Origin of the sequence: Erythrobacter sp. NE805 (genome assembly GCF_046452355.1) — a bacterium.
Taxonomy (GTDB): domain Bacteria; phylum Pseudomonadota; class Alphaproteobacteria; order Sphingomonadales; family Sphingomonadaceae; genus Erythrobacter.
The window spans coordinates 537,590-550,297 of record NZ_JBKFDI010000002.1 but is presented as its reverse complement, the minus strand read 5'-3'; the positions used below and the strand labels follow the sequence as shown (position 1 = coordinate 550,297).

The following is a 12,708-nucleotide window of genomic DNA, read 5'->3' as shown; positions in this document are numbered from 1 at the left end:
CGCGCGTCGGCGCCGGGCCGGGCGGGGCACGCCCCCGCCGGTCCGGCGCCGCCCCATCCGGCGTTCCTCGCGCTAAAGGTCTCAAATGCCTCAGATCGAACAAATCTCGGAAACCCTGACGAGCCAGGTCTTCTGGCTGCTGGTGTTCTTCGGCCTCACCTTCGTCGTCGTCGGCCTCGGGATGGTGCCCAAGATCCTCGGCACGGTCGAGATGCGTGACAATCAGATCGCCGGCGACCTCGCCGCGGCCCAGGCCGCGCGCGATGCGGCGACCGCCGAGGAAGAGGCCTGGCGGACCCGCGAGAATGCCAACCGCGCCGCGGCGCAGGGCGTGATCGGCGAGGCCAAGGCCGCCGCCGCCGCTGCCAATGCCGCAAAGCTCGCCGAGGCGCAGACCCGCCTCGACGCCCGTCTCGCCGAGGCCGAAACCGCGATCGACGCCGCGCGCACCAGCGCGATGGCCGAGATCGAGAGCGTCGCCGCCGAGGCCGCGCGCGAGATCGTCGCCCGCATCGCCGGGGCGAGCGTCGAACCCGCCGCCGCCGAGGCCGCGGTCAAGGAGGTGCTGGCGCATGTCTGATATCCTGATGCTGCTCGCCGCCGGCGCTGCCGAGGCGCACCATGCCGAGCCGAGCGTGCTGGGAATCGATTCCTATCAGTGGGTCGCGCTCGCGATGACCGTGCTGATCGGCGTGTTCCTGTGGAAGAAGGTCCCCGGCCTTATCACCGGCGGGCTCGACGCCAAGATCGCCGCGATCCGCGCCGCGCTCGACGAAGCCAAGACCCTGCGCGCCGAGGCCGAGGCGCTGCGCGCCGAGTACGCCGCCAAGATCGCCAGCGCCGAGAAGGACGCCGAGGCGATGCTCGCCGGCGCCCGCGAGGAAGCCGAGGCGATCCGCGCCCGCGCCGAGGCCGACAGCGAGGTGATGATCGCCCGCCGCCAGCGCATGGCCGAGGACAAGATCGCCGCCGCCGAGCGCGCCGCGGTCGCCGAGGTCAAGGCCCGTGCGGTCACCGCCGCCGCCGCCGCCTCGCGCAAGCTCATCGCCCAGGCGCATGACGGCGCGGCCGACAGGAAGCTCGCCGACGAGGTCATCGCCTCGCTCTGAGCCTTGCGGACATTCCGGTTACGGAGAGGGGGGCGGTCCAGCGAGGCCGCCCTTTTTCCTTGGCCGCGGAGAGGCTATGCGATGCCTTGGGGGACGAGCTGACGGAGGATGGGCATGGTGACGGCACGCTGGATGATCCCTCCCGCCCTGATGCTGGCGGCACCCCTCGCCGCCGCGAGTGATGCACCGGTGGTGCTCTGGGGCACCTTCTCCACCGCCACCCCCAAGAGCGAGGCCAAGTCCTTCATGGACAGCCTGCCGAAGCGGCAGATCGAGGTGATCCCCGGATGCCCCGCGCCCTTCGGCTACCGCAGCGGAAAGAGCGGGCTGGTCACGGTGACCTTCATGGGATCGCTCGCCCCGGCCGATTGTTTCGAGCGGCTGCTGACACGATTGACGGCCGAGTTCGGAGATCCCGAAAGGGGCGCCGCCAGCTTCGGCAGCGTCATCGGCTCCGGCACCGGCGCCGTGCTGGACACGACCTCGACCGGTGCGATGCTGGTCTGGCGGCAAGGCGAGAAGAAGATCAAGCTCATTAAGGCGCGGGGCAGCGGCTTCAATCTCATCTTCACGGTTCGCGAGGACAAGTACCTCTATTGAAGGCGCCTTCTCAGGCACCCGGCTCAAACACGACCTTCCCGACCAGTTCCCGCCGGGCCATTGCCGCGAAGCCCTCGCGCCAGCGGGCGAGGGGGAGGAGCCGGTCGATCGCCGGGCTGATCGCGCCCGCCTCGGCGAGCCTGGCGATCGCGCGTTGGATCGCCGCCCCGCGCTCGGGGAAGCGGCGGGCATGTTCGCCGGCGCGCAGGCCGACGATGCTGAAGCCCTTGATGAGCGGGATGTTGGTCGAAACCTCGGCGATCCGCCCGGAGGTGAAGCCGACCACCACCAGCTTCCCTCCGAAGGCGACGCAGCGGGTCGATTCGTCGAACACGTCGCCGCCCACGGGATCGAAGACGATGTCAGCGAGCGCCCCGCCGGTGAGCTCGGCGACCTGCTCGCGAAAGCGGCCCTCCGCGGTCAGGACCGCCTCGGGTCGGGAGAGGGCGGCGATCCGCTCGGCCTTCGCGGGGCTGCCGGTGGTGGCGATCACCCGCGCTCCGAGCGCCCGGGCAAGGTCGCAGGCGGCAAGGCCCACCCCGCCGCTCGCGCCGTGGACCAGCACCCAGTCGCCCTCCTGCAATCCGCCGAGTTCGACGAGCCCGGTGAAGGCGGTCGAATAGGCCGCGCCCATCGCGGCGGCGGCGGAGAAGTCGAGCCCCACGGGCATGGCCGAGAGCCTGTCGGCGGGCACGCTCGCGTGCTCGGCGAAGGCGCCGGTCTTGTTGCCACCCATGACCCTGTCACCGGGAGCGAAGCCGCTGCCGAGATCCGCCTCGAGCACTTCACCCGCGAATTCGAGGCCGCTGGTGAAGGGCACCTGCGGCTTGAACTGGTATTCGCCGCGGGTCATCAAGAGGTCGGGGAAATTGAGCGAGGCGGCGCGCACCCGGACCAGCACTTCGCCGGGCGCGCGGGTGGGGGTGGGGAGGTCGGCCAGCGCGACGCCCGACAGATCGGGTGACAGCTGCGTGACGCGCAGGGCCTGCATCAGGCGAAGATCGACAGGTCGAGCGGCTCGGAGGGGCCGAACCACACCACATGCGCCGTGTGGTCGGCGCGCTCGTCGCCCGAGAGGCCGTGGGCGAAGATCGTCAGGTCACCCCGCTCCTGGGCCGCCCACAGCGCGAACTGCGCGAAGGTCTCAGGGTTCATCGACAGCTGGCACGAGCCGCGCGGATGCGGGCCGATGGGAGCGAGGTGGAAGTGCCCCACCGCCAGCCGAAAGCGGGCCTTGGCCCGCCCGGCGAGCGCCTGCGCTTCGGCGAGCTGGTCGGGATCGAAGTAGATATGCGCGTGAAAGCCCCTGAGGGGCGGCGCGCCTGCGGCGCTCATCTCAGAAGCTGTCCTTGGCCGCCCTGAGCGCCGCGAAGGTCTCGTGCGGCGCGCTGCCGCCCCACTTCGCCATCATCGCCGGGTCGTCGGCGCGCAGGAAGGGGTTGGTGGCAAGCTCGCGGCGCAGCGTCGTGGGCACCGTCGGTTCCTGCCGGTCGCGCTTGGCGGCGATCTCGGCGGCGTAGTCCTGGAGCGCGGCGTTTTCGGGATCGGCATGGAGCGCGAACTTCGCGTTCGAGGCGGTGTATTCGTGCGCGCAGTAGAGCAGCGTCTCGGGCGGGAGCGCCTTGATGCGGCTGAGGCTCGACCAGAACTGCTTCGGCTCGCCCTCGAACATCCGCCCGCAGCCCAATGCGAAGACGGAATCGCCGACGAAGGCGATGCCGGCTTCCGCGAAGTAGTAGGCGATGTGGCCGTTGGTGTGGCCCGAGACGTCGATCACCTTGGCGCGCACCGCGCCGATCGTGGCGACGTCGCCGTGCGCGACCACGCGGTCGATCGGGAACCTGCCCTCGACCTCGTGGGGCCCGAGGATCGTGCAGCCGGTCTCCGCCTGGATTGCCGCGTTCCCGCCGGCGTGGTCGGGGTGCCAGTGGGTGTTCCAGATCTGGGTGATCCGCCAGCCCTTGAGCTCGGCCTGGAGGAGGTATTCCTTGCCGTCGGGCGTGTCGATGGCGATCGTCTCGTGACTGTCGGTGTCGTGGACGAGGAAGCCGTAATTGTCGCTGAGACAGGGGAACTGATGGACGTGGATCATGCGCGCGAGCTTACAGGCGCGGCGCGCAAAGGAAAAGGCCCGCCGGCTCGGCTGAGCGGGCGGGCCTTTCCTGATATCGGGGACGCCCGCCCGCAAGGGGCGAGCGCCACTCAGATACCTTACTCCTGGCCCTTCTTGAGCGCGGCGCCGAGGATGTCGCCGAGCGAAGCGCCCGAATCCGAGGAGCCGAACTGCGCCACGGCTTCCTTCTCTTCGGCGATCTGACGCGCCTTGATCGAGAAGTTCGGCTTCTTCGAACGGTCGAAGCCGATCACCATCGCGTCGACCTTGCTGCCGACCTGGAAGCGGTCGGGACGCTGCTCGTCGCGGTCGCGGCCGAGGTCCGAGCGCTTGATGAAGCCGGTCGCGCCGTCTTCGCCGACCTGCACCTCGAGGCCGCCGTCGCGCACTTCGAGGACGGTGACGGTGACGGTCTGGTTCTTGCGCAGCGAGCCCGCGGTCGAGGCGCCTTCAGCCGAGGGCGCGCCCTTTTCGAGCTGCTTCATGCCGAGGCTGATGCGCTCCTTCTCGACATCCACATCGAGGACGACGGCCTTGACCATCTCGCCCTTGCGGTGAAGCGCCAGCGCGTCCTCGCCCGAGATGCCCCAGGCGATGTCCGACATGTGCACCATGCCGTCGACGTCGCCGTCGAGGCCGACGAACAGGCCGAACTCGGTCGCGTTCTTGACTTCGCCCTCGACGACGCTGCCCACCGGGTGCTTCTCGGCGAACTCGTCCCACGGGTTGCGCTGGGCCTGCTTGAGGCCGAGGCTGATGCGGCGCTTGTCGCTGTCGACTTCGAGCACCATCACTTCGACTTCCTGCGAGGTCGAGACGATCTTGCCGGGGTGGACGTTCTTCTTGGTCCAGCTCATTTCCGAGACGTGGACGAGGCCTTCGATGCCCGGTTCGAGCTCGACGAAGGCGCCGTATTCGGTGATGTTCGTGACCTGGCCGGTGAGCTTCATGCCGACCGGGTACTTGGCCGAGACGCCATCCCACGGATCGCTCTCGAGCTGCTTCATGCCGAGGCTGATGCGCTGCGTCTCGGCGTTGATGCGCACGATCTGCACGGTCACGGTGTCGCCGATCGCGATCACTTCGCTCGGGTGGTTGACGCGCTTGTAGCTCATGTCGGTGACGTGGAGCAGGCCGTCGATGCCGCCGAGGTCGACGAAGGCGCCGTAGTCGGTGATGTTCTTGACGACGCCGTCGATGATCTGGCCTTCGACCAGGTCATTGATGAGCTCGCTGCGCTGTTCGGCGCGGGTTTCCTCGAGCACCGCGCGGCGCGAGACGACGATGTTGCCGCGGCGACGGTCCATCTTGAGGATCTGGAAGGGCTGCGGCACGTCCATGAGCGGGGTGACGTCGCGCACCGGGCGGATGTCGACCTGCGAGCCGGGGAGGAACGCGACGGCGCCGTCGAGGTCGACGGTGAAGCCGCCCTTGACGCGGCCGAAGATGCGGCCTTCGACGCGCTTGCCTTCGCCGAATTCGCTCTCGAGCTTGTCCCACGCGGCTTCGCGGCGGGCACGGTCACGCGAGAGCATGGCTTCGCCATCGGCGTTCTCGACGCGGTCGACGAAGACTTCGACTTCGCCGCCGACGGTCAGGCCATGGTCGTCCTCGCCGCGCGAGAATTCCTTGAGGGAGATGCGGCCTTCGCTCTTGAGGCCGACGTCGATCACGGCATAGCCGTTCTCGATCGCGGTGACGGTGCCCTTGACGACGCGGCCTTCGAAGCCTTCGTCGCCGGCGCCGCCGAGCTGTTCGTTGAGGAGCGCCTCGAAATCGGCGCGGGTGGGCATTTGACTTGCCATAGTGACGTAACGTCCTGTTTCGTTGTGCTACCGGCCGCCGGTTTCTCCGGGGTCTTTTGCCGCTTCCCAGGCACCATTGCCGGGGCTGGCGGGGCAAGAGGCAGACTTCCCCGCGCGGCCCCATGCCGATCGCGAGGGTTCCTTCGACCTTATGGGCTTTCCGAGAACGGCCGCGCGCCTAGGCGAAGGCGGGGCATAAAGCAAGGAAAACCGCCCTCAGCTGCGGTGGACCGCGACCGCCGCGATGGCCGCTGCGACCGCTGCGTCGCGGCCGAGCGTCGTGGTGTCGAGCACTAGCGCGCCGGGGGCAGCCATCAGGGGGGCGTCGGCGCGGTTCATGTCGCGCTCGTCGCGCAGCGCGATGTCGCGCTCGATCGCGGCGAGGTCGGCGGCGATGCCGCGCCCCGTCATCTCGAGCCAGCGACGCCGCGCGCGTTCGGCGACGCTGGCGGTGACGAACAGCTTCACCTGCGCCTCGGGGGCGATGACGGTGCCGATGTCGCGCCCGTCGAGCACCGCGCCGCCCGGCTGAAGCGCGAAGGCGCGCTGGCGGTCGAAGAGCGCGCGGCGCACCGCGGGGTGGACCGAGACGCGGCTCGCGAAGCCTCCCACCGCCTCGGAACGGAGGATCTCGTCCGCGAGCAGGTCGTCGGCGAAGCCGCAGGCGGCGAGCGCATCCACGGGGTTGTCCGGGTTTCCGCCGTTCAGCGCCACCTGCCGCCCGACCGCGCGATAAAGCAGGCCGGTGTCGAGATGCGGCAGGCCGAAATGCGCCGCGAGCGCCTTGGCGATGGTGCCCTTGCCCGAGGCGGTCGGGCCGTCGACGGCGATGATCATGAGAAGATGTCCTGCGCCTGCTCCGGCGAGATCGCGCGCTTCTCCCGCGACCGCCACCGGACGTGCAGGACCACCAGCGCGCCGAACGCCACCACCGTGTTCGCGACGAGGTCGAAGAGCAGCTGGGATCCCTTGCTGCGCAGCAGTGCGGTGACGATGGCCGCACCAATCAGCACCACCGCCGCCACGAGGCGCCGCGTCAGCGGCTTGCGGCCGAGGTTGGCGACCACACCCTTCATGCCTCGTCCCGCTCTCGCCTTGCGAGCCACGCCCGCACCAGGCCGACGAGCGCGATCGAGGCCCAGAAGAACTCGAGCACGAGGCTCGCCCAATTGGTGTGGTAGAGCAGCGAGACCGTCAGCAACGCCGCGCCCATCAGGTTGGTGCCGTGGAGGATGAAGGGATTCGTCGCCCTGGCCAGCGTCAGATAGGCATAGGCGCCGATGATGCAGGCCGTGCCGCACAGGCCGACGATGCTCGCCCAGTCGAGGGGAGTGGTCACGCGGTCGCCTCGGCGATGAGCCGCTGGAAGGTCGGGAAGCTGGTGTTGATCGGGGAGGTGTCGTCGATCTCCACCCCGCCGCTGCTGGCGAGACCGGCAACGGCCATGCTCATGGCGATGCGGTGATCGAGCAGCGACTTGACCCGTCCGTTCGCGGTGCCCCGCAGCGGCTCGCCGCCGGTGCCGTGGATGGTGAGGCCGTCCGCGTGCTCCTCGACGCGCGCGCCTGCGCTGGTCAGCGCCGCGGCCATCGCGGCGAGGCGGTCGCTCTCCTTGACGCGCAGCTCGTCGAGCCCGGTGGTGCGGGTGGTGCCCTTCGCCAGCGCGGCGGCGACGAACAGGACCGGGAATTCGTCGATCATGGCGGGCGCAATGGCCGGGTCGACATCGACACCCGAAAGCTGGGCATGGCGCACGCGCAGGTCGGCGACCGGCTCGCCGCCCACCTCGCGCGGGTTCAGCTCCGCGATGTCCGCGCCCATCTGGCGCAGCACCGCGAGAAGTCCGGCGCGGGTCGGATTGAGGCCGACGTTGAGGATGGTGAGATCGCTCCCCGGCACGATGCTCGCCGCGACCATGAAGAAGGCGGCCGAGGAGGGATCGCCCGGCACCACGACGTCCATCGGCGCAAGGTCCGCCTGGCCGTGGATCGCGATCACGGTCTCGCCGTTCTCCTTGGCCACCTCGAGCCGGGCGCCGAAGCCGGTCAGCATCCGCTCGGTGTGGTCGCGGGTCGGCACGGGCTCGATCACGCGCGTGATGCCGGGCGTGTTGAGCCCGGCGAGCAGCACCGCGCTCTTGACCTGCGCGCTCGCGACCGGAAGCCGGTAGGTGATCGGCACGGCCGGGCTGGCGCCGCGCAGCATCAGGGGGAGGGTGCCCCCGGCGCTCGCCTCGAAGCTCGCGCCCATCTGCGAGAGCGGGTCGATCACGCGCTTCATCGGCCGCCCGGACAGGCTCGCATCGCCGGTGAAGGTCGCGGTGATCGCATGGCTCGCGACCAGCCCCATGAGCAGCCGGGTTGAAGTGCCCGAATTGCCCATGTCGAGCGCCAGTTTCGGCTCTAGCAGGCTGCCGACCCCTACGCCCTCGACGCTCCAGGTGCCGTCGCCCTCGCGCTCGACGTGCGCGCCGAACTGGCGCATCGCCGCCGCGGTCGCGAGCACGTCCTCACCCTCGAGCAGCCCGGTGATCCGGCTGCGCCCGACCGCGAGCCCGGCGAACATCAGCGCGCGGTGGCTGATCGACTTGTCGCCCGGCACGCGGATTGCGCCCTTGAGCGGGCCGCGGGGCGAGAAGGTCTGGCGCATCGGGGGGCTGGTCATATGGCGGCGGTCTTTGACAGCGCCCCGCGCTTCTGGCAAGGCGCGCCGCGCCGACCGGCCGGGCTCTTGATAAAGGGCTTGCCGGAGCCCACCTTTTGCGATCAATCCACCCGCGATTTTCACGAAGCTGCCCGGCTCGCCCTTTCGCAAGGGCCGGCCCGATTTGAGGAATATAAATGGCAAAGCCTGAATGGGGTACCAAGCGTACCTGCCCGAAATGCGGCGAGCGTTTCTACGATCTCGGCAAGGATGATCCGGTCACCTGCATCGAATGCGGCGAGACCTGGAACCCCGAGCCGGTGCTCAAGTCCAAGCAGCCGATTCCCTTCGAGGAAGTCGAGAAAAAGGTCGATGTCGATGCCGACGCCGACCTCGGCGGCGATGACGACCTCGGCGATCTCGAGGACATCGAGGACATCGACGAGGACGGCGATTCGCCCGACAACGACGTCGATCTCGGCGGCGACGACGATCTCGGCGTGTCCACGGGCACGGGCGAGGACGATGACGACGAAAACTGATTTTTCGCTTGCAAGGGGGAGGTGGCCCTTATAATGGCCGCCTCCCGCGAGCAGGGCACCACGCTCCCGCTCGCATGATGACTGGCTCGGGGCCTTAGCTCAGCTGGGAGAGCGCAACACTGGCAGTGTTGAGGTCAGCGGTTCGATCCCGCTAGGCTCCACCAGTCACCACGGATCAAAGTCGGAGAGGCACGCCCCGGAGGGGCTCTTTTCGCAACGCTGGCCGACGAGGTTTCGTCCGCCGGCGTTTTTCGCATGATGCGCGCGCGATGAGCGGCGCGAGGAGAAGTGAGCGATGTTCGACACGCTGTCTGACCGTCTGGGAGGCGTATTCGACAAGCTGAAAGGCCGCGGCGCGCTGCGCGAGCAGGATGTGCGCGACGCCATGCGCGAGGTGCGCATCGCTCTGCTCGAGGCCGACGTCGCGCTCCCCGTCGCCCGCCGCTTCATCGACGCCGTCACCGACAAGGCGATCGGCCAGGATGTCCTGAAGTCGGTCACCCCCGGCCAAATGGTCATCAAGATCGTCCATGACGAGCTGGTCGCAACGCTGGGCGGCTTGGAGGTCGAGGGCCTCCGCCTCGACGCGCGCCCGCCGGTCGTCATCATGATGGTCGGTCTTCAGGGCTCGGGCAAGACCACCACCACCGCCAAGCTCGCCAAGCTGATCCGCGAGCGCCACGGCAAGAAGGCGCTGATGGCCTCGCTCGACGTCAATCGTCCGGCGGCGCAGGAACAGCTCGCGGTGCTGGGCACGCAGGTCGATGTCGCGACCCTGCCGATTATCGCCGGCCAGCAGCCTGTCGACATCGCGCGCCGGGCGATGGAAGCCGCGAAGCTCCAGAACTTCGACGTCCTCCTCCTCGACACCGCCGGCCGCCTCCACGTCGACGACGCGCTGATGGCCGAGATGAAGGCCGTCGCGAGCGTCTCGGCGCCCAACGAGGTGCTGCTGGTGGTCGATTCGCTGACCGGCCAGGACGCGGTCAACGTCGCCCAGTCCTTCAGCGGCGAGGTGCCGCTCACCGGCGTGGTGCTGACCCGCATGGACGGCGACGCCCGCGGCGGCGCGGCGCTCTCGATGCGCGCGGTCACCGGCAAGCCGATCAAGTTCGCGGGGACCGGCGAAAAGCTCGACGCGATCGAGCCCTTTCGCCCCGGCTCGGTCGCCGACCGCATCCTCGGCATGGGCGATGTCGTCAGCCTCGTCGAGAAGGCGGCGGCGACGATCAAGGAGGAAGAGGCCGAGAAGCTCGCCCGCAACTTCGAGAAGGGCAAATTCGACCTCGACGACCTCGCGATGCAGCTCAGGCAGATGCGCAACATGGGCGGCCTCGGGATGCTCGCCGGCATGATGCCGGGGATGAAGAAGGCCAAGCAGGCGATGGCCGCGAGCGGAATGGACGACAAGGTGCTCGTCCACCTCGAGGCGGTGATCTCCTCGATGACCCCCAAGGAGCGCGCGAACCCCGACCTCATGAACGCCAAGCGCAAGAAGCGCGTCGCGGCAGGCAGCGGGACCGACGTGCAGACGGTCAACAAGCTCCTGAAGATGCATCAGGAGATGGCCCGCGCGATGAAGCAGATCAGGAAGATGGGCGGCCTCAAGGGCCTGGCGGCGATGTTCGGCGGCGGCGGGGGCGGCCCGATGGGCGGCATCGGCGGCATGGGCGGCCTCGGCGGTCCCGGCGGCGGCCTGCCCGGTCTCGGCGGCGGCGGTCTCCCGCCCGGTCTCCCCGGCCTGCCGCGCGGCAAGAAGTAGTTTCAATCCAGCAGTATCAGTCTCTCCAACCCGAAAGGTAACTCCTCATGTCGATCTCCATCCGGCTCTCGCGCGGCGGTGCCAAGAAGCGCCCCTATTACCGCATCGTCGTCGCCAACAGCCGCTCGCCCCGTGACGGCAAGTATCTCGAGCAGATCGGGACCTACAACCCGCTGCTCGCCAAGGATTCGGGCGAGCGCGTGAAGCTCAACGACGAGCGCGCCCGCTACTGGCTCGGCGTCGGCGCGCAGCCGACCGACCGCGTCGCCCGCTTCCTCGACGCCGCCGGCATCAAGGAGCGCGCCGCCCGCGTGAACCCCAAGAAGGGTGAGCCGGGCGAGAAGGCCAAGGAGCGCGCCGAGGAGCGCGCCGCCAAGATCGCCGAGGCCGAGGAAGCCGCGCGCGCTGCCGAGGAAGAGGCCAAGGCCGCGGCCGCCGCTCCGGCTGAAGAGCCCGCCGCCGAGGAAGCCCCGGGCGCCGACGAGGCCGCCGCGGAAGCCACCGAAGAGCAGGCCGAAGGCTGATGCCCGATCTCCCCTCCCGCTCGCGGGAGGGGCCGGGGGTGGGCGCGTCAGGCAATGGCGCGCCCCGCCGAGCCCACCCCAAACCCCTCCGGCAAGCGGGAGGGGCTCGTGCCTGAGCGGTCAGCCGTCACCCTTGCCGCCATCGCCGGCGCGCACGGGGTGGCGGGCGAGGTGCGTCTCAAGCTGTTCGGCGAGGGCGTCGCGGCGCTCGCCCGGCACAAGACGTTCAATGACGGCGCGCTTACGCTCCTCAAGCTCCGCGAGGACGGCAAGGGCGGAGCGATCGCGCGCTTCGCCGAGTGCACCTCGCGCGGGGCGGCCGAGAAGCTTCGCGGCACGGCGCTGAGCGTCCCGCGCGAGGCGCTTCCCCCGCTCGCGGAGGGCGAGTTCTACCACGCCGACCTGATCGGCCTCCCCGTCCTCACCGACGCGGGCGCAGCGGTCGGCACCGTCCTCGCCATCGAGAATTTCGGCGCGACCGACCTCGTCGAGATCGCCCGCGATCCGGCCCCCGCCAAGGGCCCCAAGACCTTCATGGTGCCGATGATCCCCGCCGCCGTGCTCGGCTGGGACGAGGCGCGGCTGGTCATCGCCGCCGCTTTCGCCGAGGACTGAGCGCGCGCTTCCGGCCAAATCGCTGGAGCTGCGCTTGCTGCACGTTAACTTTTGACATGATAACCTGCTGCCGCCGGGTCGCGCTGGTGCCGGACCCGCCTGCCTTCGCGGCAGGCGCGCCCGCAGGAAGGGTGACGTGATGCAGCTGTTCTCGTCCTGGACGGGCAGCGATTTCCTGATTCTCTACACCGTGCTGCTCGCTGCGGGCTGTGCCGGCGCGTGGGTCATCCCGCAGCGCCTGCGCGCGCGCGGGCGGGCGGGCGACGCGCCCGATGTCGAGTCCGCCGCACTGCTCGCGGGCGGGCGGACGCGGCTGGCCGAGGCGGTGCTGACCGATCTCTACGTGCGCGGCGGGATCGTCGCGGCGAGCGACGGGCGGCTGGTGGTCGCCCGCCATGACATCGCGGCGAGCCCGGCGGGGCAGGCGCTGCTCGCGCTCGATCCGCCGCTCACCCTGCGCGCCGCCGGGCGGGCGCTCGGCGTCCATGCCGAGCGGCTCGCGGCGCGGCTGCGGCGCAGCGGGCTCATGATGTGGCCCGACGTCCACTGGCGCCTGCGCTGGCTCTCGCTCGCGCCCTTCGCGGCGCTGCTGGTCCTCGGCCTCTACCGCCAGCGCGCCGGGACCGCCGAGGGCGAGCCGACGGGGCCGCTGGTGGTGCTGCTCGGCGTGACGCTGGGGCTCGCCGTGATCCGCTTCGCCGTCAGCGATCCGCGCACGAGGGCGGGGATCGATGCGGTGCGCCGCCTGCGCGCGCGGACCGGGCGGGGCGCGGGCGCGATCCGCGCCGACACGGCGGCAATGGCCGTGGCGCTCCACGGCACTTCGGTGCTCGCCGGGACCCGCTGGGAGCCGCTCCACGCGCTGCGCCTCGCAGCCGCCGACAATGGCGGCTCGGGCGCGGACGGCGGCTCGGGCGACTGGGGCGATGCGAGCTGCGATTCGGGCGGCGGCGATGGCGGCAGTTGCGGCGACTGACGCACGCGCCTAAGCGGCG

16 protein-coding genes and 1 tRNA gene are annotated in these 12,708 nt (G+C 70.1%); 9 read left to right on the top strand and 8 right to left on the bottom strand.

Going from position 1 to position 12,708, the window contains the following annotated elements; all coding sequences use genetic code 11:
• Window positions 1-85: 85 nt before the first annotated feature.
• The 3 genes from ACLBKU_RS10640 (at window position 86) to ACLBKU_RS10630 (ending at window position 1,709) form a co-directional block, all read left to right on the top strand.
• Window positions 86-580, top strand: coding sequence for an ATPase (locus ACLBKU_RS10640; RefSeq protein WP_410179525.1), 495 nt, complete (start codon window positions 86-88; stop codon window positions 578-580).
• Window positions 573-1,109: a hypothetical protein gene (locus ACLBKU_RS10635; protein ID WP_410179524.1), complete on the top strand. Its 537-nt coding sequence runs from the start codon at window positions 573-575 to the stop codon at window positions 1,107-1,109. Before ACLBKU_RS10640 ends, ACLBKU_RS10635 begins: the two co-directional genes overlap by 8 nt.
• Window positions 1,110-1,223: 114 nt before the next feature.
• Entirely contained in the window at window positions 1,224-1,709 is a 486-nt protein-coding gene (locus tag ACLBKU_RS10630; protein ID WP_410179523.1) for a hypothetical protein, read from the top strand.
• Between the two features lie 10 nt (window positions 1,710-1,719).
• Here the strand turns inward: ACLBKU_RS10630 and ACLBKU_RS10625 are convergent, their stop codons facing one another.
• The 8 genes from ACLBKU_RS10625 to aroA form a co-directional block, all read right to left on the bottom strand.
• Window positions 1,720-2,700, bottom strand: coding sequence for an NADPH:quinone oxidoreductase family protein (locus ACLBKU_RS10625; protein WP_410179522.1), 981 nt, complete (start codon window positions 2,698-2,700; stop codon window positions 1,720-1,722).
• Window positions 2,700-3,044, bottom strand: a complete 345-nt coding sequence (locus ACLBKU_RS10620) for a DOPA 4,5-dioxygenase family protein (RefSeq protein WP_410179521.1) — start codon at window positions 3,042-3,044, stop codon at window positions 2,700-2,702. Before ACLBKU_RS10620 ends, ACLBKU_RS10625 begins: the two co-directional genes overlap by 1 nt.
• Before the next feature lies 1 nt (window position 3,045).
• The gene (gene gloB, locus ACLBKU_RS10615; protein WP_410179520.1) at window positions 3,046-3,801 is read right to left on the bottom strand and encodes a hydroxyacylglutathione hydrolase; all 756 of its coding nucleotides are present in this window, start codon (window positions 3,799-3,801) and stop codon (window positions 3,046-3,048) included.
• A gap of 119 nt (window positions 3,802-3,920) precedes the next feature.
• On the bottom strand, window positions 3,921-5,615 hold the full coding sequence (gene rpsA / locus ACLBKU_RS10610; RefSeq protein WP_410179519.1) for a 30S ribosomal protein S1: 1,695 nt from the start codon (window positions 5,613-5,615) through the stop codon (window positions 3,921-3,923).
• Between the two features lie 228 nt (window positions 5,616-5,843).
• Window positions 5,844-6,464: a (d)CMP kinase gene (locus tag ACLBKU_RS10605; protein WP_410179518.1), complete on the bottom strand. Its 621-nt coding sequence runs from the start codon at window positions 6,462-6,464 to the stop codon at window positions 5,844-5,846.
• Window positions 6,461-6,703: a hypothetical protein gene (locus tag ACLBKU_RS10600; protein ID WP_410179517.1), complete on the bottom strand. Its 243-nt coding sequence runs from the start codon at window positions 6,701-6,703 to the stop codon at window positions 6,461-6,463. Before ACLBKU_RS10600 ends, ACLBKU_RS10605 begins: the two co-directional genes overlap by 4 nt.
• Window positions 6,700-6,966, bottom strand: coding sequence for a CBU_0592 family membrane protein (locus tag ACLBKU_RS10595; protein WP_410179516.1), 267 nt, complete (start codon window positions 6,964-6,966; stop codon window positions 6,700-6,702). The genes ACLBKU_RS10600 and ACLBKU_RS10595 overlap by 4 nt, the downstream gene beginning before the upstream one ends.
• Entirely contained in the window at window positions 6,963-8,291 is a 1,329-nt protein-coding gene (gene aroA / locus ACLBKU_RS10590) for a 3-phosphoshikimate 1-carboxyvinyltransferase (RefSeq protein WP_410179515.1), read from the bottom strand. The genes ACLBKU_RS10595 and aroA overlap by 4 nt, the downstream gene beginning before the upstream one ends.
• A 176-nt stretch (window positions 8,292-8,467) precedes the next feature.
• Between aroA and ACLBKU_RS10585 the strand changes: the two genes are divergently transcribed.
• The 6 genes from ACLBKU_RS10585 (at window position 8,468) to ACLBKU_RS10560 (ending at window position 12,689) form a co-directional block, all read left to right on the top strand.
• Window positions 8,468-8,812 (top strand): TIGR02300 family protein, encoded by a 345-nt coding sequence (locus ACLBKU_RS10585; RefSeq protein ID WP_410179514.1) that lies wholly within the window; start codon window positions 8,468-8,470, stop codon window positions 8,810-8,812.
• 88 nt (window positions 8,813-8,900) lie between these two features.
• Window positions 8,901-8,976 (top strand) — tRNA-Ala (locus tag ACLBKU_RS10580).
• Window positions 8,977-9,107: 131 nt separating this feature from the next.
• Window positions 9,108-10,574: a signal recognition particle protein gene (ffh, locus tag ACLBKU_RS10575; protein WP_410179513.1), complete on the top strand. Its 1,467-nt coding sequence runs from the start codon at window positions 9,108-9,110 to the stop codon at window positions 10,572-10,574.
• A gap of 47 nt (window positions 10,575-10,621) precedes the next feature.
• Window positions 10,622-11,098: a 30S ribosomal protein S16 gene (rpsP, locus tag ACLBKU_RS10570; RefSeq protein ID WP_410179512.1), complete on the top strand. Its 477-nt coding sequence runs from the start codon at window positions 10,622-10,624 to the stop codon at window positions 11,096-11,098.
• Window positions 11,099-11,206: 108 nt separating this feature from the next.
• A complete protein-coding gene (gene rimM, locus ACLBKU_RS10565) occupies window positions 11,207-11,713 on the top strand; it encodes a ribosome maturation factor RimM (protein ID WP_410179511.1) in 507 nt (168 codons plus the stop codon).
• A 139-nt stretch (window positions 11,714-11,852) separates the two neighbouring features.
• Window positions 11,853-12,689 carry a TIGR04222 domain-containing membrane protein gene (locus tag ACLBKU_RS10560; RefSeq protein ID WP_410179667.1) on the top strand — a complete coding sequence of 279 codons (837 nt, stop codon included), beginning with the start codon at window positions 11,853-11,855 and terminating at the stop codon, window positions 12,687-12,689.
• Window positions 12,690-12,708 lie beyond the last annotated feature (19 nt).